The 26517-nt window shown below is 75.7% G+C and carries 30 protein-coding genes; 17 read left to right on the forward strand and 13 right to left on the reverse strand.

Going from position 1 to position 26517, the window contains the following annotated elements:
* Nucleotides 1–575: 575 nt before the first annotated feature.
* On the forward strand, nucleotides 576–722 hold the full coding sequence (locus ABQ292_RS18965; RefSeq protein ID WP_369209272.1) for a hypothetical protein: 147 nt from the start codon (nucleotides 576–578) through the stop codon (nucleotides 720–722).
* A gap of 16 nt (nucleotides 723–738) precedes the next feature.
* Here the strand turns inward: ABQ292_RS18965 and argG are convergent, their stop codons facing one another.
* On the reverse strand, nucleotides 739–2187 hold the full coding sequence (argG, locus tag ABQ292_RS18970; RefSeq protein WP_369209273.1) for an argininosuccinate synthase: 1449 nt from the start codon (nucleotides 2185–2187) through the stop codon (nucleotides 739–741).
* Between the two features lie 93 nt (nucleotides 2188–2280).
* On the opposite strand from argG, the gene ABQ292_RS18975 reads away from it, so the two are divergent.
* Genes ABQ292_RS18975 through ABQ292_RS18985 form a run of 3 tightly spaced genes read left to right on the forward strand, consistent with a single transcriptional unit; the run spans nucleotide 2281 to nucleotide 5309 of the window.
* Nucleotides 2281–3111, forward strand: a complete 831-nt coding sequence (locus tag ABQ292_RS18975; protein ID WP_369209274.1) for a putative protein N(5)-glutamine methyltransferase — start codon at nucleotides 2281–2283, stop codon at nucleotides 3109–3111.
* A 49-nt stretch (nucleotides 3112–3160) separates the two neighbouring features.
* Nucleotides 3161–3607: a universal stress protein gene (locus ABQ292_RS18980; protein ID WP_369209275.1), complete on the forward strand. Its 447-nt coding sequence runs from the start codon at nucleotides 3161–3163 to the stop codon at nucleotides 3605–3607.
* A 43-nt stretch (nucleotides 3608–3650) separates the two neighbouring features.
* A complete protein-coding gene (locus tag ABQ292_RS18985; protein WP_369209276.1) occupies nucleotides 3651–5309 on the forward strand; it encodes a GAF domain-containing sensor histidine kinase in 1659 nt (552 codons plus the stop codon).
* A gap of 18 nt (nucleotides 5310–5327) precedes the next feature.
* On the opposite strand, the gene ABQ292_RS18990 is transcribed toward ABQ292_RS18985, so the two are convergent.
* The 4 genes from ABQ292_RS18990 to ABQ292_RS19005 form a co-directional block, all read right to left on the reverse strand.
* Nucleotides 5328–5975 carry a response regulator transcription factor gene (locus tag ABQ292_RS18990; RefSeq protein ID WP_369209277.1) on the reverse strand — a complete coding sequence of 216 codons (648 nt, stop codon included), beginning with the start codon at nucleotides 5973–5975 and terminating at the stop codon, nucleotides 5328–5330.
* A 69-nt stretch (nucleotides 5976–6044) separates the two neighbouring features.
* Nucleotides 6045–7073, reverse strand: a complete 1029-nt coding sequence (locus tag ABQ292_RS18995; protein ID WP_369209278.1) for a type III polyketide synthase — start codon at nucleotides 7071–7073, stop codon at nucleotides 6045–6047.
* 40 nt (nucleotides 7074–7113) lie between these two features.
* A complete protein-coding gene (locus tag ABQ292_RS19000) occupies nucleotides 7114–7896 on the reverse strand; it encodes a class I SAM-dependent methyltransferase (protein WP_369209279.1) in 783 nt (260 codons plus the stop codon).
* A 10-nt stretch (nucleotides 7897–7906) separates the two neighbouring features.
* Nucleotides 7907–8248 carry a DUF3140 domain-containing protein gene (locus ABQ292_RS19005; protein WP_369209280.1) on the reverse strand — a complete coding sequence of 114 codons (342 nt, stop codon included), beginning with the start codon at nucleotides 8246–8248 and terminating at the stop codon, nucleotides 7907–7909.
* 97 nt (nucleotides 8249–8345) lie between these two features.
* On the opposite strand from ABQ292_RS19005, the gene ABQ292_RS19010 reads away from it, so the two are divergent.
* The 8 genes from ABQ292_RS19010 (at nucleotide 8346) to ABQ292_RS19045 (ending at nucleotide 12384) form a co-directional block, all read left to right on the forward strand.
* Nucleotides 8346–8924 carry a DUF6328 family protein gene (locus ABQ292_RS19010; protein ID WP_369209281.1) on the forward strand — a complete coding sequence of 193 codons (579 nt, stop codon included), beginning with the start codon at nucleotides 8346–8348 and terminating at the stop codon, nucleotides 8922–8924.
* Nucleotides 8925–8956: 32 nt separating this feature from the next.
* A complete protein-coding gene (locus tag ABQ292_RS19015) occupies nucleotides 8957–9922 on the forward strand; it encodes a PfkB family carbohydrate kinase (RefSeq protein WP_369209282.1) in 966 nt (321 codons plus the stop codon).
* Between the two features lie 75 nt (nucleotides 9923–9997).
* Nucleotides 9998–10150 carry a hypothetical protein gene (locus ABQ292_RS19020; RefSeq protein WP_369209283.1) on the forward strand — a complete coding sequence of 51 codons (153 nt, stop codon included), beginning with the start codon at nucleotides 9998–10000 and terminating at the stop codon, nucleotides 10148–10150.
* 145 nt (nucleotides 10151–10295) lie between these two features.
* Entirely contained in the window at nucleotides 10296–10430 is a 135-nt protein-coding gene (locus ABQ292_RS19025) for a hypothetical protein (RefSeq protein ID WP_369209284.1), read from the forward strand.
* Between the two features lie 141 nt (nucleotides 10431–10571).
* On the forward strand, nucleotides 10572–11219 hold the full coding sequence (locus ABQ292_RS19030) for a TetR/AcrR family transcriptional regulator (protein WP_369209285.1): 648 nt from the start codon (nucleotides 10572–10574) through the stop codon (nucleotides 11217–11219).
* Nucleotides 11220–11275: 56 nt separating this feature from the next.
* Nucleotides 11276–11701, forward strand: coding sequence for a hypothetical protein (locus tag ABQ292_RS19035; protein ID WP_369209286.1), 426 nt, complete (start codon nucleotides 11276–11278; stop codon nucleotides 11699–11701).
* Between the two features lie 46 nt (nucleotides 11702–11747).
* Nucleotides 11748–11933 (forward strand): hypothetical protein, encoded by a 186-nt coding sequence (locus ABQ292_RS19040; protein WP_369209287.1) that lies wholly within the window; start codon nucleotides 11748–11750, stop codon nucleotides 11931–11933.
* 58 nt (nucleotides 11934–11991) lie between these two features.
* A complete protein-coding gene (locus ABQ292_RS19045) occupies nucleotides 11992–12384 on the forward strand; it encodes a lipopolysaccharide assembly protein LapA domain-containing protein (protein WP_369209288.1) in 393 nt (130 codons plus the stop codon).
* A gap of 14 nt (nucleotides 12385–12398) precedes the next feature.
* On the opposite strand, the gene ABQ292_RS19050 is transcribed toward ABQ292_RS19045, so the two are convergent.
* Both ABQ292_RS19050 and ABQ292_RS19055 read right to left on the reverse strand, forming a co-directional pair.
* Nucleotides 12399–14969, reverse strand: coding sequence for a putative bifunctional diguanylate cyclase/phosphodiesterase (locus ABQ292_RS19050; RefSeq protein WP_369209289.1), 2571 nt, complete (start codon nucleotides 14967–14969; stop codon nucleotides 12399–12401).
* Nucleotides 14956–15903, reverse strand: a complete 948-nt coding sequence (locus ABQ292_RS19055; protein ID WP_369209290.1) for a phosphate/phosphite/phosphonate ABC transporter substrate-binding protein — start codon at nucleotides 15901–15903, stop codon at nucleotides 14956–14958. The genes ABQ292_RS19050 and ABQ292_RS19055 overlap by 14 nt, the downstream gene beginning before the upstream one ends.
* A 184-nt stretch (nucleotides 15904–16087) precedes the next feature.
* Here ABQ292_RS19055 and ABQ292_RS19060 point away from each other — a divergent pair, with 184 nt between their 5' ends.
* From ABQ292_RS19060 to ABQ292_RS19070, 3 genes are all read left to right on the forward strand, one after another.
* Nucleotides 16088–17932, forward strand: a complete 1845-nt coding sequence (locus ABQ292_RS19060; protein WP_369209291.1) for an acyl-CoA dehydrogenase — start codon at nucleotides 16088–16090, stop codon at nucleotides 17930–17932.
* A gap of 122 nt (nucleotides 17933–18054) precedes the next feature.
* A complete protein-coding gene (locus ABQ292_RS19065) occupies nucleotides 18055–18267 on the forward strand; it encodes a hypothetical protein (RefSeq protein WP_369209292.1) in 213 nt (70 codons plus the stop codon).
* A gap of 11 nt (nucleotides 18268–18278) precedes the next feature.
* Nucleotides 18279–18467: a hypothetical protein gene (locus tag ABQ292_RS19070; protein WP_369209293.1), complete on the forward strand. Its 189-nt coding sequence runs from the start codon at nucleotides 18279–18281 to the stop codon at nucleotides 18465–18467.
* Nucleotides 18468–18553: 86 nt separating this feature from the next.
* Here ABQ292_RS19070 and ABQ292_RS19075 read toward each other — a convergent pair whose 3' ends face one another.
* From ABQ292_RS19075 to ABQ292_RS19100, 6 genes are all read right to left on the reverse strand, one after another.
* A complete protein-coding gene (locus tag ABQ292_RS19075; protein ID WP_369209294.1) occupies nucleotides 18554–19159 on the reverse strand; it encodes a response regulator in 606 nt (201 codons plus the stop codon).
* A complete protein-coding gene (locus ABQ292_RS19080) occupies nucleotides 19156–20361 on the reverse strand; it encodes a sensor histidine kinase (RefSeq protein ID WP_369209295.1) in 1206 nt (401 codons plus the stop codon). Before ABQ292_RS19080 ends, ABQ292_RS19075 begins: the two co-directional genes overlap by 4 nt.
* A 56-nt stretch (nucleotides 20362–20417) precedes the next feature.
* Nucleotides 20418–21236 carry an ABC transporter permease gene (locus ABQ292_RS19085; RefSeq protein ID WP_369209296.1) on the reverse strand — a complete coding sequence of 273 codons (819 nt, stop codon included), beginning with the start codon at nucleotides 21234–21236 and terminating at the stop codon, nucleotides 20418–20420.
* A complete protein-coding gene (locus tag ABQ292_RS19090; protein ID WP_369209297.1) occupies nucleotides 21233–22216 on the reverse strand; it encodes an ABC transporter ATP-binding protein in 984 nt (327 codons plus the stop codon). The genes ABQ292_RS19085 and ABQ292_RS19090 overlap by 4 nt, the downstream gene beginning before the upstream one ends.
* Nucleotides 22217–22361: 145 nt before the next feature.
* Nucleotides 22362–23549, reverse strand: a complete 1188-nt coding sequence (locus ABQ292_RS19095; RefSeq protein ID WP_369209298.1) for an MFS transporter — start codon at nucleotides 23547–23549, stop codon at nucleotides 22362–22364.
* On the reverse strand, nucleotides 23546–23815 hold the full coding sequence (locus ABQ292_RS19100) for a hypothetical protein (RefSeq protein WP_369209299.1): 270 nt from the start codon (nucleotides 23813–23815) through the stop codon (nucleotides 23546–23548). Before ABQ292_RS19100 ends, ABQ292_RS19095 begins: the two co-directional genes overlap by 4 nt.
* A 254-nt stretch (nucleotides 23816–24069) precedes the next feature.
* On the opposite strand from ABQ292_RS19100, the gene ABQ292_RS19105 reads away from it, so the two are divergent.
* On the forward strand, nucleotides 24070–24822 hold the full coding sequence (locus ABQ292_RS19105) for a 3-hydroxybutyrate dehydrogenase (protein ID WP_369209300.1): 753 nt from the start codon (nucleotides 24070–24072) through the stop codon (nucleotides 24820–24822).
* A gap of 185 nt (nucleotides 24823–25007) precedes the next feature.
* Nucleotides 25008–26517, forward strand: a 1510-nt coding sequence (locus tag ABQ292_RS19110) for a GAF domain-containing protein (RefSeq protein WP_369209301.1), incomplete at its 3' end; no start/stop codon positions are given.

The raw sequence follows: 26517 nt of genomic DNA on the forward strand, positions 1-26517 counted from the left end.
GAAGACCTTCGCCCGCGGCTGGCGCTTCCCGATGGACCCCGCCGGGGTCCTGCACGTGACCACACCCTGCGGTGTCACCCGCACCACCCGACCCCCCGGCCTGCGACCACCACCCCCCGGCGGCACCCGACCCGCCACCACCGGCCGCCGACCCACCTCCACCGCCGGACGACGACCCACCACCCTTCTGACCGGACCGGGCGTCGGCCGGCGCCTGCCGCTGCTGCGGGTCCGGCCGTGCTCCTCCGCGCCGAGGACGGCTGCGGGTCTCGACTGCGCCGAGCCGTCCGGCCCGACGTCTGCCGCCGGCAGCCGGGAGCGCCCGACCGCCGCGCAGTCCCCCACCGCCTCACACGCCCGAGGTGGACCCTCGTGGCCCCATCGCACCGCGAGGACCTGCTGCGCTCGCTGTACCAGGCCTTCAACGCACGCGACGTCGACGCGGTCCTGGCCGCCCTGACCACCGACGTCGACCGGCCCAACGGATGGGAGGGCGGCCGCGTCGTCGGACACGAGGTCCGTGACTACTGGCAGCGCCAGTGGGCCGAGATCGACCCCCCGTCGAGCCGACGGCCGTGGGGCAGCGCGCCGACGGCACGGTGGAGGTCGCCGCCCACCAGGTGGTGCGGAACCGCTCAGGTGCCGTCCTCGCGGACGGCGTCGTCCGGCACGTCCACACCTCCGCCGGCGACCTCGTGCGCCGCACGGACGTCGAGGTGTAGCGCCGCAGGACGTCGGTCAGTCGTTTCCGGACTCCATCGCCGCGCGGTCGAGCGGCTCCTCGTCGCCGCCCCGCGCGCCGAGCGAGGCGATCGCCTCGGCACCGCCCTCCGCCATGTCCCCGATCAGCCCGGTCGCCGCGGCCTGCGCGGCGCCGACCAGGGCCGGCTGCTCGGTGCCGACCATGCCCAGCCGGGCGTACTGCTCCAGCTTGGCGCGCGAGTCGGCGATGTCGAGGTTGCGCATGGTCAGCTGGCCGATGCGGTCACCCGGCCCGAAGGCGGGTTCCTCCGTCCGCTCCATCGACAGCTTGTCCGGGTGGTAGCTGAACGCCGGGCCCGTCGTGTCGAGGACCGACCAGTCCTCGCCGCGGCGCAGCCGCAGCGTGACCTCCCCGGTCACCGCCATGCCGACCCACCGCTGCAGCGACTCCCGCAGCATGAGCGCCTGGGGGTCGAGCCAGCGCCCCTCGTACATGAGCCGGCCGAGCCGCCGGCCCTGCAGGTGGTAGCTCTCGAGGGTGTCCTCGTTGTGGATGGCGTTGACCAGCCGCTCGTAGGCCGCGTGCAGCAGCGCCATGCCCGGCGCCTCGTAGATGCCGCGGCTCTTGGCCTCGATCACCCGGTTCTCGATCTGGTCGGACATGCCCAGGCCGTGCCGGCCGCCGATGGCGTTGGCCGCCAGCACCAGGTCGACGGCGGAGTCGAACTCCTTCCCGTCGATCGACACCGGCCGGCCGTTGGCGAAGCCGATGGTCACGTCCTCGGTCTCGATCTCGACGGCGGGGTCCCAGAACCGCACGCCCATGATCGGCTCGACGATCTCGATGCCCGTGTCGAGGTGCTCGAGGCGCTTGGCCTCGTGGGTGGCGCCCCAGATGTTGGCGTCGGTCGAGTAGGCCTTCTCCGCGCTGTCCCGGTAAGGGAGACCGTGCGCGGTCAGCCACTCCGACATCTCCTTGCGGCCGCCGAGCTCGTCGACGAACGCGGCGTCCAGCCACGGCTTGTAGATCCGCAGCGACGGGTTGGCCAGCAGGCCGTACCGGTAGAACCGCTCGATGTCGTTGCCCTTGAACGTCGACCCGTCGCCCCAGATCTGGACGTCGTCCTCGAGCATCGCCCGCACCAGCAGCGTGCCGGTCACCGCCCGGCCGAGCGGGGTGGTGTTGAAGTAGCTGCGGCCGCCGGAGCGGATGTGGAACGCCCCGCAGGTCAGGGCGGCCAGGCCCTCCTCGACCAGCGCCGCGCGGCAGTCGACCAGCCGGGCGATCTCCGCGCCGTAGCTGGCGGCCCGGCCGGGCACCGAGGCGATGTCGGGCTCGTCGTACTGGCCGATGTCGGCGGTGTACGTGCACGGGACGGCGCCCTTGTCGCGCATCCAGGCGACCGCCACGGAGGTGTCGAGGCCGCCGGAGAAGGCGATCCCCACGCGCTCGCCGACGGGCAGGCTGCTCAGCACCTTGGACACGGAATCAGTATGCACATCCCTGCATGGCCACTCACCAGCGGCCCCCGGCAGCCGGCCGCAGCGGTGCGGATCGCGGCCTGCCAACCTCGGTCCGTGCTCCTCTCCGCCGCGGCTACCGCGGACCTCGTCGCCCGGCTGCGCGCGGCCGGGTGCGTCTTCGCCGAGGACGAGGCCCGGCTGCTCGCCGACGCCGCGGCCTCCCCCGCCGAGCTCGACGGCCTGACCGCCCGCCGGGCCGCGGGCACGCCGCTGGAGCACCTCCTCGGTGCCGTCGAGTTCTGCGGGCTGCGGGTCGCCGTCGGCCCGGGTGTCTTCGTGCCGCGGCAGCGGACCGCGGCCCTGGTCGCCCGCGCGGTGCAGGCCGCCGACGGCGTCCGTGGACGCACCGGGCGGCGGCCGGTCGCCGTCGACCTGTGCTGCGGCTGTGGCGCGGTCGGGCTGGCGCTGGCCACCGCCGTCGAGCTGGCCGAGCTGCACGCCGCCGACGTCGACCCGGCGGCCCTGCCCTACGCGCGGCGCAACCTCGGCCCCGTCGGCGGCTCGGTGCACGGCGGCGACCTCTACGACGCACTGCCCGGGCGGCTGCGCGGCCGGGTCGACGTCCTCGTCGTCAACGCGCCCTACGTGCCCACCGGCGCGCTGACCCTGCTGCCGCCCGAGGCCCGGCTGCACGAACCGCGCACGGCGCTCGACGGCGGACCGGACGGGCTCGGGGTGCACCGGCGGGTGGCCGCCGGCGCGCCTGCCTGGCTGGCGCCGGGGGGCAGCCTGCTGGTGGAGGTCGGCGAGGACCAGGCGCCCGTGCTGGTCGGCGTCGTGGAGCGGGCCGGGCTCTCCGCACGGGTCGACGTCTCCCCGGAGGACGGGACCGCGGTGGTGACCGCGATCCCGGAGACCTCAGCAGCCGATCCAGTTCCGGATTGAGGGCCCTTGGTCCCTGTCCGACCGGAGAGGTGCACGCCACGATCCCCGCATGGCCGACACGCCCGTGGAACCGCTCCGGCTGGCGCCGCTGCTCCCGCGCCGCCCCCGGCCCCGGCTCGTCGTGCACGTGGACGGCTCCCCGGCCACCTACGGCGCGCTGGTGTGGGCACTGCGCGAGGCCGCCCGCCGGGACGGCACCGTGCTCGCCACCGGCGTGGTCGCCGACGCGCCCGATGGCCTGGTGCCCGCTCCCCGATCGGCCGGCGAGCGCACGCGGGCCGCGGTACGGGCGCAGGTGGAGGCCCAGGTCGTCCGGGCGATCGCCGAGACCGGCGTGACCGGGCGGGTCCGCACGGCCACCGTCGAGCAGTCGGTGTTCGACGCGCTGGAGGCGGCCGGCCGCGGTGGGGACCTGGTCCTCGTCGGTGGCACCGGCCGCACGCTGCTCCGGCCCGTGGTGCCGCGCGCAGGGCGCCGCCTGGCCCGCGGCGCGTGAGGACCCGGTCGACCGACCGGCGCCAGACCCCTCCGGACGGGCCGTGACCCCGCCCGGCCCGGAGGGCGCACCGACAGCCGGCGAGCCCGCGCTCGCCGCGGCGGTGCGGGCAGCCGCGGCGGGCGGGCGCCTCGAGGCGACGCTGCACGGCATCGTCGAGGCCGCGGTGGGCGCCGTCGACGCCACCTACGGCGCACTCGGTGTCCTGACGCCGGACGGCCGGCAGCTCGACCGCTTCGTCATCGTCGGCCTGGACGAGTCCGACCCCGCCCGCATCGGCCAGCTGCCCGAGGGCGCGGGCGTCCTCGGCCTGATGGTCGACCACCCGGCGCCCCTGCGGCTCGACGACCTCGGCACCCACGCCGGGTCGGTCGGCTTCCCCCTGGGACACCCGCCGATGCACTCCCTCCTCGGCGTGCCCGTGTGCGTGCGCGACGCCGTCTTCGGCCACCTGTACCTCACCGGGAAGCGCACCGGAGGGCCGTTCACCGACGCCGACGAGGAGGCCGTCCTCGCCCTGGCCGGCGCGGCCGGGCTGGCCATCGAGAACGCGCGGCTGGCCGAGTCCGCCGAACGCCGTCGGGCGTGGGTCCAGGCCGCGACCGAGGTGTCCACCGCGCTGCTGTCGGGAGCCGAGCCCGACGCCGTGCTCGCCACGATGGTCACCCGGGTGGCCGCGCTCAGCGACGCCGACCGCGCCGGGGTGCTCGTCGCGCAGGAGGGCGACGCCGGGGCGCTGACCATCGTCGCCGCGGCCGGGCCCGCCGCGCAGGACCTCGAGGGCGTCCGGGTGCCGCTGGAGCACACGCACGTCGGCCGGGTGCACCGCTCCGGCGTCGGGGAGCTGGTCGAGGACATCAACGACAACCCGGTGCTCGACCGGCACGCCGCGGTCGCCGTCGAGCTGATCCGCGACTACCGGTCGGCGGTCATCGTGCCGCTCGGTCCCTCGCTGGGCACGATCGTCTGCCTGCGCGCTCGCGACCGGGAGCCGTTCGACACCGAGGACCTCGACGCCCTGTCGGCCTTCGCCGCGCAGGCCGCGGTGGCCCTCGAGCTGGCCCGCAGCCAGCGGCGCGAGCGTCGTCTGCAGGTGCAGGCCGACCGGGACCGGATCGCCCGCGACCTGCACGACCACGTCGTCCAGCGCCTCTACGCCACCGCACTGGCGCTCGACCGGGTCGGCCGTGCGCTGGAGGACGTCGACCCCTACACCGCCCAGCGGGTGGAGCGCAGCGTCGACGAGCTCGACGCCACCATCGCCCAGATCCGCTCGTCGATCTTCGGCCTGCGCGACGGCGAGAGCGCCCCGGCCGGCCTCGGCCGCCGGCTGGCCGACGTGGTGCGGCTGGGGACCGAGGGCTCCGGCGTCCGGCCCGACCTGCGGCTGCGCGGCGACCTCGACGGACTGCCGCCGACCCTGACCGCCGACCTGCTCGCGGTGGTCCGGGAGCTGGTCAGCAACGTCGTCCGGCACGCCGGGGCGACCCGCGTGGCGGTCACGGTGGACGTCGGGGAGGACCCCGGTGCCGGGGTGTGCCTGGTGGTCGCCGACGACGGCCGGGGGCTGCCGGCGGTCACCGTGCGCAGCGGGCTGGCCAACCTCGCCGAGCGGGCCGCGTGGCACGGGGGGCGGATGAGCACGGTCGGCGGGCCCGCGGGCACCGAGGTCACCTGGACGGTGCCGCGACCGCGCGGCTGAGGCGCACGCCGGGCAGTGTCAGCCGCCCGGCCGCCGCTCGCGCAGCTCGGTGGCGAGGATCGCGGCCTGGGTGCGCCGCTCGAGACCCAGCTTGGCCAGCAGGTGGCTGGTGTAGTTCTTGACCGTCTTCTCGGCCAGGCCCATCCGGTCGCCGATCTGCCGGTTGGTCAGTCCCTCGCCGATCAGCGCCAGGACCGTGCGCTCCTGCTCGGTCAGGGCCGCCAGCCGCCGCTCGACGTCGCCGTCGGGCCGCGGACGGCGGCCGAGCCCGGTGGTCAGCGTGCCGCCGGCCGCCACCGTCCGCACCGCCGAGACCAGGTCCGCGCCGCGCACCTGCTTGACCAGGTAGCCGGCCGCCCCCGCGGCGAGCGCGGCGGCGATCGCCTCGTCGTCGGCGTAGCTGGAGAGCACGAGGAAGCGCGTGCCGGGCAGCCGGGCGCGCAACTGCCGGACGACGTCGGCGCCGTCGCCGTCGGGGAGGCGCATGTCCACCACGGCGACGTCGGGCCGGACCGCCGGGACGCGGGCCAGCGCCTCGGCGACCGTCCCGGCCTCCCCCACCACGACCAGCCCAGGATCGTCCTCGAGCACCTCGGCCACGCCGCGGCGGACCACCTCGTGGTCGTCGACGAGGAACACGCGGACGGACGATCCGGACGGGGCCACGACCAGCCTCCCTGCCGCAGAGTGACGATCATCACGGAGGGTAGCGCCAGGGAGGGCGCGAGGGGGCGGTCAGGCGGGCAGCAGGAGGGCGGCGTAGAGCGTCAGGCCCGGACCGAAGGCCATGGCCACGACCGGGCCGTCGACGTCGGCGAGCTCCTGGAGCACGAGCAGGACGGTGGCCGACGAGCAGTTGCCGTGCTCGGCGAGCACCCGGCGCGAGGTGCCCATCTGCGCCTCGGCCAGGCCGAGCTCGTCGCGGACGACGTCGAGGATGCGCGGCCCGCCGGGGTGCACCGCCCAGCCGGCGACGTCCCCCACCTGCAGGCCCGCGCCGGCGAGCAGCTCGGCCACGACGTCGCCGACGTGCCGCGACAGGACCTCGGGCACCCGCGGCGACAGGCCCATGCGGAAGCCCAGGTCGGTGACGTCCCAGGTCATGTGGTCCGCGGTGGAGGGGTCGGTGCGGGCGACCACCCCGGCCAGCCGCCGTCCGCGACCGGCGCCGGGCTCGACGACGACGGCGGCCGCGGCGTCGGAGAACAGCGCGTGCGCGACCACCTGGTCCAGCTCCCGCTGCGCCGGCTGCACGTGCAGGCTGGTCAGCTCGCAGCACAGCAGCACCGCGGGGCGGGACCGGGCGGTGACGAAGTCGCCGACGGCGGCGAGCCCCGGGAGCGCCGCGTAGCAGCCCATGTGCCCGACCAGCAGCCGCTGCAGGCCCGGCGGCATGCCGAGGTCGCTGGCCAGCCGGATGTCGAGGCCCGGCGTCGCGTACCCCGTGCAGGTGGCCACGGCGAACAGGCCGACGTCACCCGGCGCCAGGCCGGCGGCGTCCAGCGCACCGGCGACGGCCTGCTTGCCCAGGGGCAGGGCCTCCTGGACGTAGCGGGCCATGCGGGCGCCGGTGCCCCACCGGCTGAGGTCCTCGTCGACGGGGTTGGCCACCGCGTGCCGCGTCCGCACGCCGGCGCCGTCCCAGATCCGGCGGGCGGCGCGCACACCCTCGTAGTGCCGGGCGAAGAAGCCCTCCCACGCGGCGTCCTGGTCGAGGATCGCCGGCAGGGCCGCGCCGGCGCCGGTCAGCACCGCGGCGCTCACCAGCGCGGCCCCGGGGGCGACGTGCTGGTCAGCAGCGAGGTCATGTCCCGACCGTATCTGCGGGCGCGGCGGCCCGCCGCTGCGGCACCTCCGCGTCACCGGCCCGGGACGGCGTGTCGCGCTTGTGCCCGTAACCGGCGAACAGCACCGCCGTCGTGGGCACCTCGCGCATCCGGACGACGTCGCGGCGCCCGCGCCGCCAGGCCAGCACGTCGCGCACGGAGGGGCGCAACCCGACCAGCCGCAGGTCCAGGCCGAGCCGGTCGGCCGCGGCGAGCAGCCGGCGCCGGTCGACGAACAGGGCCGGGTCGTGGATGCCCGGCGGCGGCCCGCCCGGCAGCCGCTCGGCGATCCGGACGGCGATCAGGGACGCCAGCCGGGTGGCGGCGATCGCGTCGACGACCAGCGTCCCGCCCGGCCGCAGCAACCGGGCGGCCTCGGCCAGCACCGCCACGTCGTCGGCGACGTGCTCGAGGACCTCGCCGGCCACGACGACGTCGGCGCACCCGTCGCGCAGCGGCACGGCCAGCACCGACCCTCGGACGGCGCGCACCCCGTGCCGGGCTGCCACGGCCAGCCCCGCGGCGTTCAGGTCGACGCCGACGTGCCGGTAGCCCAGCCGGGCGGCGTGCGGCGCCATGAGACCCCCGCCGCAGGCGAGGTCGACCAGCAGGGCGTCCGGCCCGGCCGCGGGCGGGATGTGCTCGGCGCGCGAGGCGGCCAGCCAGTGCAGCATCGCGAACCCGCCCGAGGCCTCCCACCACTGGTCGGCCAGCGCGTCGTACTGGGCGGGGTCGTTGCGCCGGGGGTCGCCGATGCGCACGCCGGTGCCGCTACTTCTTCAGCGGGTCGTGGCCCCAGTTCATGAGGGAGTAGCGCCACCGGGAGTGCTCGACGTCCTCCTTCTTCGGCTCCTGCGCCGTGTGCCGCTGGACGTAGCCGTGGACCTTGCGCATGTGCGCGTAGTCGTCGTCGGTGAGGTCGCTCTTCCTCGTGTGCAGGATCTCGACGATCCGCCGTCCGGACTCGTGCCCGGTCGACTCCCCGGAACCGCCGCTCTTCTGCCCGACCGACTGCGACTCGTCGGTGCCCAGCCACTCCTCGAGCTCCGAGGCGCTCATGTTGACCGCCTCGTCGAACTCCCTGCGGACGGTGTCCCTGTCCTCGTCGGCCACGGCTCCTCCTCGGCTCGGCTCGGTCCTCCGGCGGTACCGCGGCACCGACCTCGGGAAACGGGTGTCGGGGATCGGCGTCGCCGGGTACCCGGGGACCGTGACCGCGAGCGGGTCGGACGCCGGGACGCGGGCGCGTGCGCGGTTCGACCCCGCGGACGCCGTCCGGAGCGCCCGGGCCCGTGGCGAGACGCTCGACCAGGTGCTCGACCGCAACCTCGCCGAGCTGCTGCAGGAGCTGCGGGTGGCGATCACCGGCGTGCAGGTCCTGTTCGCCTTCCTGCTCGGGCTGGCCTTCACGTCCCGGTTCGCCGAGCTGGACGCCTTCGCGCGCACCGTCTACACCGTCACGCTGCTGGCCACGGCGCTGGCCACGGTGGTCCTCATCGCGCCGGTCTCCTTCCACCGGCTGGTGTTCCGGCGGCGGCAGAAGGCGGTGCTCATCGTGGTGGCCGACCGGATGCTCGTGGTCGGCCTGGCGCTGCTGGTGCTGGCCATCAGCAGTGGCGTGCTGCTCGTGCTCGACGTCGTGCTGGGCCGCGGTCCCGGCCTGGCCGGCGCCGCTGCGGTGCTGCTGGTCGCGGTCGGCCTCTGGTACGGGCTGCCGGTGTGGGCCCGGCGCACCGGCGCGGGCGTCCACCCCGACGAGGCGCCGGGGGCCGACGACCCCGCAGGATGACCCCGCCCGTCCCCGCAGACCGGAGGTCGCCCGTGTCCGTCACCGTCGTCGGCAGCCTGAACGAGGACGTCCTCGTCGCCGTCGGGCGGCTGCCCGGCCGCGGGGAGACCGTCGTCGGCCGCGAGGCGGTGCTCGCCCCCGGGGGGAAGGGTGCCAACCAGGCCGCGGCGGCGGGCCGGCTGGCCGGCGGGCTGGCCGGCGGGGTGGACGGCAGGGCGGACGGCGCGGTGGACGTCGTCATGGTGGGCCGGGTGGGCGACGACCCGGCCGGCGAGCGGCAGGTCGCGGCCCTGGCCGGGGCGGGCGTGGACACCACGCTGGTGCTGCGGACCCCGGACCGGCCGACCGGCTCGGCCACGATCCCCGTCGAGGACGGCAGCGGGGAGAACCTGATCGTCGTCGTCCCGGGGGCCAACGCGGCGCTGGCGCCGGCCGACGTGGACGTCGCCGCGGTCCGGCGGGCGGCCGTGGTCCTGCTGCAGCTCGAGGTCCCGTTGGCCACGGTGCGGGCGGCGGCCGACGCGGCGTCGGGCACCGTCGTCCTCACCCCGGCGCCACCCCAGCCGCTGCCGCCGGAGCTGCTGCGGCGCGTGGCCGTGCTGGTGCCCAACGAGCACGAGCTGGTGCAGCTGGCCGGCGCCGACCACGGCCCCCGCTCCCCCGCTCAGCTGGCGGGGCTGGCCCGCGGCCTCGGCGCGGCCGCCACCGTGGTGACGCTGGGCGCACGCGGCGCGCTGGTCGTGCCCGGGGACGGGCCGGTGCTGCTCCAGGGCCCGCCGCCGGTGGAGGCGGTGGACACCACCGGCGCCGGCGACTGCTTCACCGGGGCGCTCGGCGGCGCGCTCGCGCGGGGCTGCGACCTCGCCGGCGCGGTGCGGGAGGCCGTCGCGGCCGCGGCGCTGTCGACCACCGGGCCGGGTGCGCGCGGCGCCCTGCCCGACGCCGCCGCCGTCCGGGAGCTGCTGCCGCGGGTCCCGGACGCCGTCCCGGTCGGCTGACCGCCGGGGTTCGGCGGCGCGGGCGTGGGGCAAGGCCCTGGTGACCGCACCGACCCCGTACCCGAGGAGGACGCCGTGACCGAGTCCGAACGGCCGCCGCGCAGCCCCGAGCGGGCGGAGGGCGACCCCGCGGGCGAGGAGCCCGACGCCGGCCGCACCCCGCACCCCGAGGAGCCCGCGGAGGGCCAGCCCCTCGGCGACGGCCCCGCGGACAGCCCCAGCAGCTGACCCCGGACGGACCCGTCCGCCCCACCCCGCGCCGGCGGGCCGGGAGCCGGGTCGCGCGGGAGGTGAGGCAGATCTCGTCCCCGGACGGGTCGTCCCAGCTCACGGGCCTGTCCCGGAACGCGACCGGCCGGGCAGGCTGGGCTCCATGGAGGACACCCACCGCGAGGACCGGCCGACGCACGACACCCATGGCGAGCAGTCCGAGGCACCCCACGCGCAGCCGCCCGCCGGGCCCGTCGCGCGCCTGCTCGCCAACCCCCGCCGCACCCGCCGCGCCTGAGGCGGCGGCCGCGCCGGTCCCCGCCGGCGCGCCGTCGTCACACCGGTCGCACCGCTCTCCGGCGTCCCGACCTGCGCGTTCGCCCCTCGTCGCCCGGCGTGCCGCGAACTGCTCCGTCACGCGACGCGGCACGATCACCGGGTGACCGCTGCCGCCCTCCCCCTCGTCGACGCCGACCCCTCGGCTCCGGTCCGCCGCAGCCGCGCGGAGCGGGAGGCCATCGTCCTCGACACCGCCGAGCGGCTGTTCGCCGGCCGCAGCTCGCGCAGCGTGGGCATGGACGAGCTGGTCCGCGAGACGGGCCTGGGCAAGATGACGGTCTACCGGCTGTTCAAGAGCAAGGACGACCTGGTCGGCGCCTACCTGGCCCGCAAGGCGGCCACCGTCCTGGCCGGCATCGACGCCGAGCTGGTCCGCCTCCAGGGCGATCCGCGCGCCGCACTGCTGTCGGTCGTCGACGCCGTGGAGCGCGACGTGACCCGCACCGGCTTCCGCGGCTGCCCGTTCACCAACGTCAGCAGCGAGTACGACGACCCCCAGCACCCGGCGCGCAGCGCCGCGGCGGACTACAAGTTCGAGCTGCACGCCCGCCTCGAGCGGCTGGCCGAGCAGGTCGCCCCCGGCGCCGGCGAGGACCTCGCCGCCCAGGTGCACCTGATCGTCGACGGCATGTACCTCTCCGGCGGCCTGCTGGGGCCCGACGGCCCGGCCGCGCACGGCCGTGAGCTGGCCGAGCGGCTGGTCGACCTGGCCGTCGCCGACTCCGCCCTCGCCGTCCCCTCCGCCTGATCCGCCGCCGCACCACTCGGCGGGCAGGGCAGCGCACCAGCCCGCAGGATGGGCCGGTGACCGTCGACCGCAGCCGCCCCGACCTCGACGACACGACCGTCGAGGGGCTGGGCAGGCTCTCCGAGGCCCTCGAGACGATCGAGCAGGCCCGAGGCCAGCTCTACGGGTTCCACCAGCACTCGGGCAAGGCCGACCTGCTCCTGCAGGACGCCGTCGAGCTCTTCCGCGAGGCGGGGCACACCCAGCTGGCCGACGACCTCGAGCGCGACCTCGTCGGCCGCAACGTCATCGCCGACCGCTGGACCTTCCAGATCGTCGAGGACTACGACGCCTCCTACTGGTCGGTCTTCCGCGCCTTCGACGAGCGGGCGAGGAACGAGCTGTCCGACGGCGACCGGCACGTCTACGAGGCCCGCATGAAGCAGCGGGAGCGCAGCGTCGGGCACCCCGCCCACGAGCCCGGCCCGTCGCTGTCGGACTGACCGTCCCCGGTCGCCGGGTCGCCCTCCGGGCCGCAGACTCGGCAGGGTGAGCACCCGCGAGCAGAAGATGCCCGAGCCGGAGGAGCCGCGCAGCGTCGGCCCGCTCGGCAGCAGCGTCTCCGAGCCGGTGGACCCCGAGTCGCAGGGCGCGGCGGACGACGGGCCGGCCAGCGGTGCCGCCGGCCCCTCCTGGCCGCCGGCCGAGACCGAGCCCGCCGCGCACCGCGACTGAGCGCCTCCCGGGCCGAACGGCCCGTTTGACCAGCGCCCCTCGCGGACAGTCCGTGAGCGTGACCGCTCCCGGATCCCCTCCCGACCCCCGGTACTCCGCTCCCGGCACCGACCCGACCGCCGCGCGTACGACGCCCTCCGCGGGCTCGCCGTACCCGGACAGGTCCTCCTCGGGCACGAGCTCCCCGGGCACCACCTCGCGGGGCACGACCTCGCGCGCCGGGGCCGCAGGCCGCACGATCGGCCGTGGCCTGGCGCTGGGCCTGCTGCTGTTCGTCACCGTCATCCTCGTGCTGTTCGTCGTCTTCAACGGGCAGACGGTGCAGATCAGCCTGGTGTTCACCGACGTCCAGGCCCCCCTGGTCCTGGCCCTGGTCATCGCCGCCGTGCTCGGGGCGCTGGTCGCCGCGCTGGCCGGCCTGGTGTCCAGGGCGCGACGCCGCTCCCGCTGACCCGGTCCGCCCGCTCAGCCGGCGATCGGCGCGAGCACCGGGCCGGGACGGGCCGGAGCCCGGCCGAGGAAGACGGGGACCGCCGTGGCGGGCATCGGACGGGCGATGAGGTACCCCTGCGAGGCGTCGCACCCCATCTCCCCCAGGTGGGCCAGTTGCTCGGCGGTCTCGACGCCCTCCGCCACGACCGTCAGCCGCATCGTGTGGGACAGCTGGACGATGGCCTCGACGACGGCTGCCGCCTGCGGGTCCACCGAGAGGTCCTCGAGGAACGAACGGTCGATCTTGAGCACGTCGACCGGCAGCCGGCGCAGGTACTGCAGGGAGGAGTAGCCGGTGCCGAAGTCGTCCACGGCGAGCCGGACCCCGAGGGCCCGCAACCGCCGGGTCGCCTCGACCGAGGTCAGGTCGAGGAACGCGTTCTCGGTCAGCTCGAGCCGGATCCGGTCCGGTGAGGTGCCCGTCTCGGCCAGGATCCGGGCGACGTCGTCGGCGAAACCGTCGAGGTGGAGCTGCTGGGCGTCGATGTTCACCGACACCCACGGCAGGGACGCGCCGCCCGCGAGCCCGGCCGGGTCACGGGCGGCGTCCCACGCGGCGAGGTCCCGGCAGGCCCGCTCGAGCATGCGCCGGCCCAGCGCCACCACGAGCCCGGTCTCCAGCGCGACCTCCAGGAAGGCCGCCGGGGAGAGCAGGCCGCGCGTCGGGTGCTCCCAGCGCACCAGCGCCTCGAAGCCGAGCACCTCGCCGGTCGCCGTCGAGACGACCGGCTGGTAGTAGGGCGACAGCTCGTCGCGGTCCAGGGCCTGGCGGAGGTCCTGCTCGGTCTCCAGCCGGGCGTCGGCGCGGCGGCGGAGCTCCTCGTCGAAGAGCTCGGAGCGAGCCCGGCCCCGGGCCTTGGCCCAGTACGCCGCCGTGTCGGCGTCGCGCAGCAGGCCGCGGGAGTCCCGCTCACCGCGGGACACGGCGACGCCGATGCTCGCCGAGACGTGCACCGCACGGCCGTCGATGACGACCGGCGCGGCGAGCGCCTCCTCGATGCGCCGGGCCAGCGCCAGGGCGCCCTCGTCGTCGCACTCCGGCTCGGCGACCACCACGAACTCGTCACCACCGAAGCGGGAGACGGTGTCGCCCTCGCGGACCGCGGTGCGCAGCCGGGTGGCGACCTCGCGCAGCAGGACGTCGCCGGCGTCGTGCCCGAGGCTGTCGTTGACCACCTTGAAGTGGTCGACGTCCAACAGCAGGGCGGCCATGGGGGTGCCGGTGCGACGGGCGCGCCCGAGCGCGCGGTCGAGGGTCTCCAGCAGGTAGGTGCGGTTGGGCAGCCCGGTGAGGGGGTCGTGGTAGGCCAGTCGCAGGAGGTCGCCCTCCGCGCGCTTGCGGGCCGAGGCGTCGACCAGCTGCACGAACACCGCCTGGACGGTGCCGTCCTCGTCGCGGTGCAGGGCGATGCTGGCCATCGTCCACAGCACCTCGCCGTCGCCCCGGACGTACCGGATCTCCACCGGCACCCCCGGGCTGCCGCCCTCCAGCAGCCCGGCCATCCGGGCGTCGTGGGCGGGCCGGTCCTCGGCGTGCACCAGGTCGGTCAGCGGCGCGGCCGACAGGTCCTCCCGCGTCCGGCCGAGCAACCGGCACAGCGCGTCGTTGACCGCGACCGGGCGGTGGTCGGCGGGGTCGAGGATCGCCATGCCGACCGGTGAGCCGTCGAAGGCGCTGGCGAAGCGGGCGTCGGTCTCGCGCAGGAGGCGGGCCAGGTCGCCGGCCATCCCGGTGACGACCAGGCGGTAGGTGTTGAGGGCGTCGGCGAGCCCGCGCGCCTCCCGGCCGTCCCCCACCTCGACCGGCTCGGGCAGCAGGTCGGCGGTCACCACGTGGCCCTGACGGACCGCGGCCAGCACCCGCGGCAGGTGGTCCTCGGCGGCCACCCGGGCCGCCTCGGTGAGCCGGACCAGGGCCCGGGTGATGCGGCCGGCCATCAGGCTGACGGCGAGCACGGCCAGCACCGTGAACAGCAGGCCCACGAGGACGCCGGTGCGGCGGGCGGCCGCCGCCTCGGCCTGCACCTCGGCGAGGCTGTAGTCGACCACGACGGTGCCGATGCGGTCGTCGCCCAGCATCAGGGGCAGGGCGGTGTCGAGGTGGTCGGAGTTCTCCAGGACCACGGGGTGTCCGCCGGAGTCCTCCAGGGCCGCGGCGACCTCGTCGTGCAGCGGCACGGCGGAGAACCGCCGCTCCTCGTCCCGGGTGCCGTCGGCGAGCAGGACGCCGTCGCCGTCGAGGACGTAGGCGTCGGCGACACCCTCGTGCCGGCGCACGTCCCCGAGCACGTCGTGCAGGCCGGAGACGTCCCCCGCCACCACCAGGTTGGTGACGCCGGAGTCCAGCAGGCTCAGCACCCCGAGGGCGTTCTCCTCGGCGTGGGCCCGCAGCGCCGCGACCTGCTGCTCGATCGCCAGCTGGGTCGTCGCGACCCCGAACGGGACGACGACGGCGGCGACGGTGAGGGCGAAGCGGGTGCGCAGACCCAGTCGCCCGAGGGCGGCCCGGGACCACCGGGCCGCTCCGGGGTCAGGGGCGCGCATCGTCCAGCGCCTCGCGCAACTGCAGGACCGGCGCGAGTGCCTCCGGGGTGAGCGCGTCGAACTGGGCGGTGCTGTCGAACTCCTCGAGCACCTCACGCCCCTCGGCGGTCTCGTCCAGGGCGGCGAGCACACCGGTCACCGCCTGCAGCAGCTCGGGGTCCATCCCGGCCCGGGCGACGACGCCGTGCCGAGGGACCTCGATGGACCGGGCCACCGTGACCAGTTCGTCGGCGCGCGAGCCGGCGTTCTCGGCGAGGTCCTCCTCGCTCAGGGCGCCGGCCGCCACCCGGCCGTCGAGGACGAGGAAGACGGTGTTCTCGTCGTCACCGGAGTAGACGTACCCGACCTGGCCGGGCGCGACGGGGGACGCCGGCTCGGCCACCGGGGTGAGCGGCAGGCCCAGCCCGCGCAGGGTGCTCGAGGGCAGGAAGTAGCCGTCGGTGGAGGTCTCCTCCTCGAAGGCGATCGTGTGCCCGAGCAGCTGCTCGGGAGCGGTGATCCCGCTGTCCCGTCGCGCGACGACGATGCTGTGGTAGGTCGGCACGCCGTCCTTGCACCGCCGCAGCACGGGGGTGCCGGCGCCGCCGAGGACGACGCCGGTCACGCCGTACATGTTGTCGACGTAGAGGTCCACCTCGCCGGAGCGCAGCAGGTCGGCCATCTCCTCGGCCGACTCGGCCACCACGACCTCGCCGCGGCCGATGCCGGCGTCGGCCAGCTGCCCGGCGACGTGGTCGATGAAGGGCTGGAAGACCTCCGCCTCCTCCTCGGGGTCGTCGCTGACCGAGCCGATGACGAGGGCGGCACCGTCCTGCACAGCCGGGCCGGAGGGCGCGGCGGAGGTCCCGGCGGTGCCGGGGTCGGTGGTGCCGCAGGCCGCCAGCACGGTCGAGAGGGCAGCAGCGGTGGCGAGGGCGGTGGCGCGTCGGGTCACGGGCAGGTCATCGGCACGGAAGGGACGGCGGTCGAGACCCACCGCCCCTTCCGGGGGAGGGACCGCTGCACACCCCCCGAGCGGGGTGCCGGTGATTGCTCCTGGTTACTCGCCGGTAATACGGTTTGTTACCGGCGAGTACGACCTCGCCGCCCACCGGCACGGAGCACGGGAGCCAGACCGCATGAGCCACTACACCGCGAACCTGCGGGACCTCGAGTTCAACCTGTTCGAGTTCCTCGACACCAAGGACCGGTTCGGCACCGGCCCGTTCGAGCAGATGGACGCCGAGACGGCCCGCGGCGTGCTCGCCGAGGTCCGGCGGCTGGCCGAGGGGGCGATCGCCGCGTCCTTCACCGACGCCGACCGCAACCCGCCGGTGTTCGACCCGGCCACGCACTCGGTGACGCTCCCCGAGAGCTTCAAGGAGTCGGTGCGGGCCATCGAGGACGGCGAGTGGTTCCGCCTCGACCTGCCCGAGCGCCTCGGCGGCTTCGGTGCTCCGCACGCGCTGACCTGGGCGGCCTTCGAGATGGTCCTCGGGGCCAACCCCGCGGTCTTCATGTACGGCTCGTGGGCCGCGTTCGCCGCGATCCTCGACGAGCTGGGCACCCCCGACCAGAAGCGCCTGGCCGCGCTCATGCTGGAGCGCAAGTGGGGCGCGACCATGGTGCTCACCGAGCCCGACGCCGGGTCCGACGTCGGCGCCGGCCGCACCAGGGCCGTGCGGCAGGAGGACGGCTCCTGGCACGTCACCGGGGTCAAGCGCTTCATCACCTCGGCCGAGCACGACCTGAGCGACAACATCGTCCACCTCGTGCTGGCCCGCCCGGAGGGTGCGCGGGCCGGCACGAAGGGGCTGTCGCTGTTCGTCGTCCCGAAGTTCCACGTCGACCTCGAGACCGGTGCCCTCGGCGAGCGCAACGGCGTCCACGTCACCAACGTCGAGGCGAAGATGGGCCTCAAGGTCTCCACGACCTGCGAGCTCACCTTCGGCGACGGGCCGGTGCCCGCGAAGGGCTGGCTGGTCGGCGAGGTGCACGACGGCATCGCGCAGATGTTCAAGGTGATCGAGCACGCGCGGATGTTCGTCGGCACCAAGGCGATCGCGACGCTGTCGGCCGGCTACCTGCAGGCGCTCGCCTACGCCAAGGAGCGGGTGCAGGGCGCCGACCTCACCGCGACGTCGAAGGACGCGCCGCGGGTGACCATCACCCACCACCCCGACGTCCGCCGCTCGCTGATGCTGCAGAAGGCCTACGCCGAGGGCATGCGGGCGCTCTACCTCTACGCCGCGACGTTCCGCGACCGGGTGACCGAGGCCGAGGCCGCCGGCACCGCCGACAGCGAGGAGGCCCGCCTGGCCGCGCGGGTCAACGACCTGCTGCTGCCGGTGGTCAAGGGCTTCGGCTCGGAGCGGGCCACCCAGCTGCTCGCCGCCGAGTCGCTGCAGACCCTCGGCGGCTCGGGCTACCTGCAGGACTACCCGATCGAGCAGTACATCCGGGACTCCACGATCGACACCCTCTACGAGGGGACGACGGCGATCCAGGGCCAGGACTTCTTCTTCCGCAAGGTCGTCAGGGACGGCGGCGTCGCGCTGACCTGGCTGGCCACGCACATCCAGGCGACGATCGACGCCGAGGCCGGCAACGGCCGGCTCAAGGAGGAGCGGGCGCACCTGGCCACCGCCCTCGGCGAGGTCCAGGCGATGCTCACCGCGATGTTCGGGCACCTGACCGCCGCGCAGGAGGACACGACCAGCCTCTACAAGGTCGGGCAGAACACCTCCCGGCTGCTGCTGGCCGTCGGTGACCTGGTGACCGCGTGGCTGCTGGTCCGGCAGTCCGAGGTCGCGCTCGGCGCCCTGGCCGGCGAGGTCGGCGAGCGGGACCGCGCCTTCTACGAGGGCAAGCTCGCCGCCACCCGCTTCTTCACCACCCAGGTGCTGCCCCGCCTGGCCGGTGAGCGGGCGATCGTCGAGGCCACCGACAACGCCCTCATGGAGGTCCCCGAGGCCGCCTTCTGATCGAGGGCCGACAGCTCTGCACGGCGGCCGCCGTCCCACTCCGGGACGGCGGCCGTCGGCCGTTTCGGGGGCCCGACGGAGGGCATGGCCCCGGGGACAGCGCCGTCGGACAGGAGGCTCCCGTGAGCGACCCCCAGGGCAGCGACCGGATCCAGCAGGACGTCCCCACCGCGTCGGGCAGCGGCGACAACAGCAGCACCGGCACGGGTTTCGACGAGGTCCCCCTCACCGCCGACGAGGCGATCGAGTGGGATGCCGCCTCGGGTGACGACCTTCCGGCCAAGGCCGACACCGACGCCGCGATCGCCGAGCGCGCGACCCCCGACAGCACCTGAGAGGACCTGGCATGACCGAGCCCGAGAGCAGCGGCTACAACGACTCCCCCGCCACCTCCGACCCGAACGGCGATCTCGTCGACGGCACGCCGGGCCACGACCGCGGCGACGGCGGCGAGAAGGACACGGTCACGCTGACCACCGACGACGAGGCCCAGCGCGACGACCTCCCCATCCGCGGGGGCAACGAGGCCGGCTGACGGACCGCATCCTCCGGCGGGAGGACGGCGGCCCTCCTGCAGGGTCCCGCCCCGAGCGTGCGAGGGGTGGGGGCAGGAGGGTCCTTTCAGATCCACCCGTGGCGGCGGGCGACCTCGACGGCGGCGTGCCGGTTGGCCGCGCCGAGCTTGCCGGCGGCCGAGGACAGGTGGTTGCGCACCGTGCCCGGCGACAGGTGGGCGCGGGCGGCGATCTCCTCCACCGGCGCGCCGCCGGCCGCCAGCTCCAGGACGTCGGCCTCCCGCGGCGTGAGCGGGCTGTCGCCGGCGCTGATCGCCTCGGCGGCCAGCTCGGGGTCGACGTAGCGCCCGCCGCGGGCGACGGTGCGGACGACGTCGGTCAGCACCGGCGCGCTGACCGTCTTGGGCAGGAACCCGCGCACACCGGCCGTCAGCGCGCGCTTGAGGTGCCCGGCCCGGCCGTGCCCGGTGACGATGACGACCGCGCAGCCGGGCAGCACGGTGGCCAGCTCACCGGCGACGGAGATGCCGTCCCGGTCGGGCATCTGCAGGTCCAGGACGGCGACGTCGGGGGCGTGCGCCCGCGCCATCGCCAGCGCCTCGCCGCCCGAGGCGGCCTGGGCCACCACCTCGAGGTCGTCCTCCAGCGCGAGCAGCGCGGCCAGCGCGGACCGGATGAGGTTCTCGTCGTCGGCGAGCAGCACCCGGATCACACGCGCACCCCGACCGGGACGGTGGCGGTCAGGACGAAGCGGTCACCGTCCGGGCCCGCCGCCAGCTGCCCGCCGGTGGCGGCCAGGCGCTCGGCCAGGCCGGTGAGGCCGTTTCCCCAGTCCTCCGCCGCCGGGGCGACGCCGTCGTTGACCACCCGCAGCTCCGCCGTGCCGGCGGTCGCGGACAGCTCCACGGCGCACGAGGTCGCCCGGCTGTGCCGCAGCACGTTGGTCACCGACTCCCGCACCACCCAGCCCAGCGCCGTCTGCACCGGCCCGGGCAGGGTCACGGCCGCGTCCTCGCCCCGCACGGTGACCTCCACGCCGGCGGCGCGCAGCACCGAGCGCGCGCCGGCCAGCTCACCGGGCAGGTCGCTGCCCCGGTAGCCGCGGACGACGTCGCGCACCTCCCGCAGCGACTCCTCGGCGACCCGGCTGATGTCGACCAGTTCCTCGACCGCGCCGTCCCTCCCCCGGCGCACCAGCTCGGCGGCCAGCTGGCTCTTCACCGCGATCACCGACAGGTTGCGCCCCATGACGTCGTGCAGGTCGCGGGCGAAGCGCAGCCGCTCCTCGGCGACGGCGAGCTGGGCCTGCACGCCGCGGGTGCGCTCCATCTCCAGGACGACGTCGAGGATCCAGACGCTGAAGCGGAACGCCGCCACGAAGGCGGCGAGGGCGACCCCGATGGAGACCGCCACCACCACGGCTGCGACCGGGGGGCTGCCGTCGACCAGCGCGACGGCGCCGGCGAGGACACCGGCGGCGGCCGCCCCTGCCATCAGCGGCCGGGTGGGCACCGTCACCGACAGCGCCAGGAGGATCGCCGCACCCAGCAGGGCGACCACCCAGGGTGCCGACGGCGCCGGGCCCTCCGCCGTCACCATCAGGGCGGCGACGACGGTGACCAGCCCGGCGACGACCGCGACGGCCAGCGACGGCCGGTCGGGACGGGTGCCGCGGTCGTGGTCGCGGCCCTGGAAGCCCCGCCGGGTGAGGAGGAGGCAGGCCGCCGTCGTGACCAGTGCGCCGGCGGCCAGCGGCAGCGCCGCCCACGGCGAGGTCGGGGCCCAGTCGGGCACCACCGCGAACAGCAGGAGCGCCGGCAGGAACACCAGCGTCGTGTAGTACGAGGAGCGGGTGTAGAGGTCGATGCGCTGCGGGTCGGTGCGGCTGCTCCACCAGCGCGCGACGGTCGGCACGGCGCCCATGCTGCCGTACCGACCGTCGTCCGCAGACCGTGCCGGCGCCTCCAGTCTCAGCGCTTCGGGGCCCAGCGGAACCACCGCCGGCTGGCCACCCCGGCGAGGACGACCCAGGCCGCCGCGACGGCGAGCGGGGCGAGCGCGGCCCACCACAGCTCGGCGCCGGCCACGGTCTCGCCGTCCCACGTCCGGCCGGTCAGGCCCAGCTGCACCAGCTCCACGACCGGGGTGAGGGGCAGCAGCCGGGCGACGGCGGCCAGCGCCTCGGGCAGCAGGGTGAGCGGGAAGAACAGGCCCGACAGCGCCGTCGCCCCGAGGACGACCGGCAGCGTGGTCACCTGCGCGGACTCCGGCGTCCGGGTGTAGACGCTGCTCAGGGTGGCCAGCACGACCATGAGCACCGCGCCGAGCAGCACCGCCAGCACCGGCAGGACCGGGTCGACCGGAGCGCGCCACTCCCCGAGGACGACGACCCCGACCGCCACCAGGACGAGCTGGACGGCCGTGATCAGCAGCGTGGGGACGGCGGTGGCGGCCAGCACCTCGCCGTCACCGAGCTCGCCGGTGCGCATCCGCTGCAGGACCAGGGCCTCGCGCCGGGCGACGTAGGTGGTGACCAGGTTGTAGTAGGTGAGGAACACCAGCGTGAAGGCAGCCGCGGAGACCAGCAGGGTCTGGCCCAGCGGCGCGTCGCCGGGGCTGAGGACCGGGACGAACGCCACGAGCAGCAGCGGCGAGAGGACCGAGTTCACCACGGCGGTCCGGTTGCGCAGCAGCAGGAGGGTCTCGGCGGTGGCGAGCGCGCCGACGCGGCGGAGGCGGGAGGGTCCGGCAGCGGGTGCCGGGACGACGGCAGCGGTGGCGGTGGTCATCGGGGGCTCCTCTCGGGGAGTGGGGTCAGGAGGGGGTCGGCGCCGTCGGCGACGGCGAGGAAGGCCTGCTCGAGTGAGGCGGCGCGGGCCTGCAGGCCCCGCAGCAGCACCCCGGAGCGGGCGGCCCAGGCCAGCAGCTCGGCCAGCACCGGCTGCAGGGCGCGGGTGTGCCACTCGACCCGCGGGCCGGGGCTGACCACCTCGACGCCCGCCGGCACCGGCGGCTGCGGGGCACCGGGGTCGAGGACGAAGCGGACGGTGGCCGGCTGGGTCTCGGCGATCTCCTCGCGGGTCCCGGCGACCACCACCTCCCCGGCCCGCATGATCGCGATCCGGCCGGCCAGCTGCTCGGCCTCCTCGAGGTGGTGCGTGGTGAGCACGACCGCGGCGCCGTCGTCCACCAGGCCGCCGACCAGCTCCCAGACGGTGCGCCGGCTCTCCGGGTCCAGGCCGGTGGTGGGCTCGTCGAGGACGAGCACCCGCGGGCGGCCGACCAGCGCCAGCGCCAGGTCCAGCCGGCGGCGCTCACCGCCGGAGAGACTGCGCACCCGGACGCCGGCGCGGCCGGTCAGGTCCACCTGCGTCAGGGCCTCCTCGACCGGGCGGGGCGCGGTGAGGGTGCGCGCCCAGGTCCGCACGGTCTCGGCGACGGTGAGGTCCCCGGGCAGGCCGCTGGACTGCAGCAGCACACCGAGGTGACGGCGGACGGCGGCGCGCTCGGTGCGCGGGTCGTGGCCGAGGACGCGCACCGTGCCGCCGGACGCGGGGGCCAGGCCCTCGACCACCTCGAGGGCGGAGGTCTTGCCGGCGCCGTTGACGCCCAGCAGCGCGAACACCTCGCCGGGCCGGACCTCGAAGGAGATGCCGCGGACGGCCTCGAACGAGCCGTACCGGCGGCGCAGGTCGGTGACCTCGACGGCGGGCGCCTGCGGCCGGACGGGCACCGGAGACGGCGCGGGGGGTGCGGCGGTCGTGTGCACTGCGGGACCTCCTCGGGGTGCCCGCCGGCCGGGGGTCGGCCGCTGTCGTCCGGGCACGTCCCACGCTCCCGCCGGTCCCGGCCCGGCACAGGTGCCGTCTCTCACGACCTGGGGCCGCACGTGCACGGGCCCCCCATGACCTGCGTCATGGGGGGCCCGTGGTGAGCCCGCCGGTCCTGCTGCGCGTGTCCGGGCTGGTGGCCTCCGGGTCCTCGCAGCAGGAGGGGTCCTTCCTCAGACGGCGGCCGACCGGCTCCCCTTCGTCACGATCGCCTTTGTCCTCGGCGAGGTCACGGGTACGGGTCTCGCCGTAGGAGGAGACCGCGACCAACGTGATGACCGCACGGACCGCGAGGTACAGCGACACGCGCATCGGGTGGGGGTCGGTGAAGCTGCCGAGCAGGGCGACCGCGATCAGCGGCGCCGGGGCACCGGCGACCACCGAGGCCAGCTGGTAACCGACCGACACGCCGGAGTAACGCGCCTTGGTCCCGAACAGCTCGGAGAGGAACGCCGCCTGCGGGCCGTACATGGCGCCGTGGAAGAGCAGCCCCACGGTGATCGCCACGACCACGAGCACGAAGCTCCCGCTGTCCAGCAGGGCGAAGAAGGCGAACCCCCACACGCCGACACCCAGGGCGCCGAACAGGTAGACCGGCCGGCGGCCGATGCGGTCGGACAGCGCGCCCCACAGCGGGATCGTCACCAGGTGGACGGCGGCGGCGATCAGCACGGCGTTGAGTGCGAACGAGTTCTCCAGGCCGAGCACCCGCGTGAGGTAGGTCAGGCTGAACGCGGTGATGACGTAGTACGAGACGTTCTCCGCGATGCGGGCGCCCATGGCCACCAGGACCTCGCGCTTGTAGCGGGTGAGCACGGTGATGATGGGCGCCTTCTCGACCTCCCCCGTCTCGGCAGCCCGGGCCGCAGCAGCACGCTGGGCCTCGAGGAAGACGGGCGACTCGCTGACCGCCAGCCGCACCCTGAGGCCGACCAGGATGAGCACGGCCGAGAGCAGGAACGGGATCCGCCAGCCCCAGCTGGCGAACGCCTCGTCGGGCTGGAAGGCGGCCAGCACGGCGAGGACGCCGGTGGAGAGCAGTTGACCCGCGGGGGCGCCGGCCTGCGGCCAGGAGGCCCAGAAGCCGCGGTGCTCGGGCTTCCCGTGCTCGGGGACGATGAGCACCGCACCACCCCACTCCCCACCGAGAGCGAAGCCCTGCACCAGCCGCAGGACGATGAGCAGCACCGGCGCCAGGACGCCGACGGTGTCGTACGTGGGCAGCAGGCCGATGGCGAACGTGGCGCCCCCCATCATGAGCAGCGAGATCACCAGCAGCTTCTTGCGACCGATCCGGTCGCCGAAGTGGCCGAAGACCAGACCTCCGATCGGGCGGCGAAGCCGATCGCGTAGGTGGCGAAGGCGGCGAGCACGCCCACGAAGTCGTCCTGCTCGGGGAAGAACAACGGGCCGAAGACGAGCGCGGCGGCCGAGCCGTGGAGGAAGAAGTCGTACCACTCGACGGTGGTGCCGATGATGCTCGCGCCGACGACGCGGCCGAAGCGCCCTCGCTGGGGCACCTGGGAGGGTGCGGTCATGCGGGTCTCCTGGGGACGGAGGGAGTCCGGTCGCCGTCCGACGTTGGGGACGGTCCGGAGCCGCGCCCATGTGTTCCAGCCCAGTCCTGCGACCCGGCTCATGTGTGCGTAGCCCATGTCCTCGGACGTGGCCTGCCCGCCGGTCGAGCGCACGCGTCCCGGCCGGGCCATGTGGTGGCACGCCACCCCGGCGGCGTCAGGTGTGTGCCTCGGCGCCGTGACGGCGGTCGCCGATGACGCCTACCGTCCCCGCCATGAGCGCGAAGGACCTCCAGGGGCGGCGGGCGTTGGTGACCGGTGGCGGGTCCGGCATCGGGCGGGCGGTCGCCGCCCGGCTGGCCGAGGCCGGCGCCGAGGTGGTGGTCGTCGACCGGGACGCCGCCGCGGCCGAGGAGGTGGCCAGGACCGTCGGGGGCACGCCCGTCACCGCCGACCTCTCCGACCTCGCCGCCGTCGACCGGCTCGACGTCGACGTCGACGTGCTGGTCAACAACGCCGGCTTCCAGCACGTGTCGCCGGTGCACGAGTTCCCCGTCGAGGTGTTCTCGACGATCCAGCGGCTGATGGTCGAGGCGCCGTTCCGCCTGGTCCGCCGCGCGCTCCCTCACATGTACGGCCGCGGCTGGGGCCGGGTGGTCAACATCAGCTCGGTGCACGGGCTGCGGGCGTCGGCCTACAAGGTCGCCTACGTCACCGCCAAGCACGGGCTCGAGGGCCTGTCCAAGGTGGTCGCGCTCGAGGGCGCCCCGCACGGGGTCACCTCCAACTGCGTCAACCCGGCCTACGTGCGCACCCCGCTGGTCGAGGGTCAGATCGCCGACCAGGCACGCACCCACGGGATCTCCGAGGAGGAGGTCGTCGAGCAGGTGATGCTCGCGCCGGCGGCGCTCAAGCGCCTGATCGAGCCGGCCGAGGTCGCCGACGCCGTCGCTTGGCTGTGCTCGCCGGCGGCCACCTCGGTCACGGGGACCTCGCTGGTGATGGACGGCGGGTGGACCGCGCACTGATGGAGGACCCCCTGCCCCCCTCGGAGGACCCTCGTGCACCCCTCGGAGGACCTCCCTGCCCTCCACCACTCGCAGGCTCGCGGCGGGCCCCTGCCGGAGGGCCGACCGAGGCTCGCGGCGGGCCCCTGCAGGAGGGCCGACCGAAGCTGGCGGCGGGGCCCTACAGGGGGCCGGCACCGGGCAGGATGCCGGTCGTGGCCCGCCCTGCAGCCCTGCCCGCCGACGGCAACGGCCGCGCGCCGCGGGTGACCTCCGCGGTTGCGGAGTACCTCCGGCTGGTCCTCGACGACGCCGCGGCCATCGAGTACGAGGGGCCGCTGGTGCGCGCCCGGGCCGCGGGGGCCGACGGCGGCACGCTGGCCGAGCTGGAGGACGTCCGGCTCCTGGCCCTGCAGGTGCGCGCAGCGTTCGAGGCCCGCCGGCGCCGCGAGTCCGAGCTGTCGGCGCTGTTCGACACCGCCAGCGACCTCGCCACGCTGCGTGGCGTCGACTCGGTGCTCACCGCGATCGTCCGCCGGGCCCGGCAGCTGCTGGGCAGCGACGTCTCCTACCTGACGCTCAACGACGACGCCCACGGCGACACCTACATGCGGGTCACCGACGGCTCGGTCTCGGCCCGGTTCCAGGCGCTGCGGCTGCCCATGGGCGCGGGCCTCGGCGGCCTGGTCGCGCAGACCGCGGCGCCCTACGCGACGGCGAGCTACTTCACCGACCCCCGGTTCCGGCACACCGACGACATCAACGGCGGGGTCCGCGAGGAGGGTCTGGTCGCCATCCTCGGCGTCCCGCTGATCCGCGGGCCGCAGGTCATCGGCGTCCTCTACGCCGCCGACCGCACCGTGCGGACCTTCGACCGCTCCGAGGTGGCGCTGCTCGGCTCGCTGGCCGCGCACGCGGCGATCGCCATCGACAACGCCCGGCTGCTGGAGGAGACGCGCACCGCGCTGGAGGAGCTCTCGGCGGCCACGCGGGAGCTGCGCGCGCACACCGAGTCGGTGGAGCGGGCCGCGGGCGCGCACGACCGGTTCATCGACGTCGTCCTGCGCGGCGGGGGCGTCGACGACGTCGCCGCGGCGGTGACCGATGCGCTGGGCGGCCGGATCACCGTGCTCGACGAGGAAGGGCGCCCGACCGGCGGGGGGGACGGCGCGACGGCGCTGCCGCCCGACCCGGCCGGGGCGCTGGCGATGGCCCGCTCGACCGGCCGCACCGTGCGCGACGGCGACTGGTGGACCGCCGCGGTCACCGTGGACAGCGACCTGCTCGGCGGCCTGGTGCTGCAGCGCGCCGAGGAGCTCTCCGACTCCGACCAGCGGATCCTCGAGCGCGCGGCCCTGGTGACCGCGCTGCTGCTGCTCATCCGGCGCACCGCCGGCGAGGCGGAGGGCCGGGTGCGCGGTGAGTTGCTCGACGAGCTGCTCACCGCGCCGCTGCGCGACCCCGACGGGCTGCGCGAGCGGGCCCGCCGGCTCGGCGCCGACCTCGACCGGCCGCTGTCGGTGGTGGTCGTCCGGGTCGAGGAGCGCTCCCGCGGCCGGGCGCTGGCCGCCGCCGCACACCTGGCCGCCACCCGCGCGGGCCTGGCCGGTCAGCGCGACGGCCGCGTCGTCCTGTGCCTGCCCGACCTGGACGCCGGCGCCGCGGCCGCACTGGTGTGCCGCGAGCTGACCGCCGCGGTGGGGCGCCCGGTGACCG

It is taken from the genome of Geodermatophilus maliterrae (assembly GCF_041018925.1).
In the GTDB taxonomy this organism is placed as follows: domain Bacteria; phylum Actinomycetota; class Actinomycetes; order Mycobacteriales; family Geodermatophilaceae; genus Geodermatophilus; species Geodermatophilus maliterrae.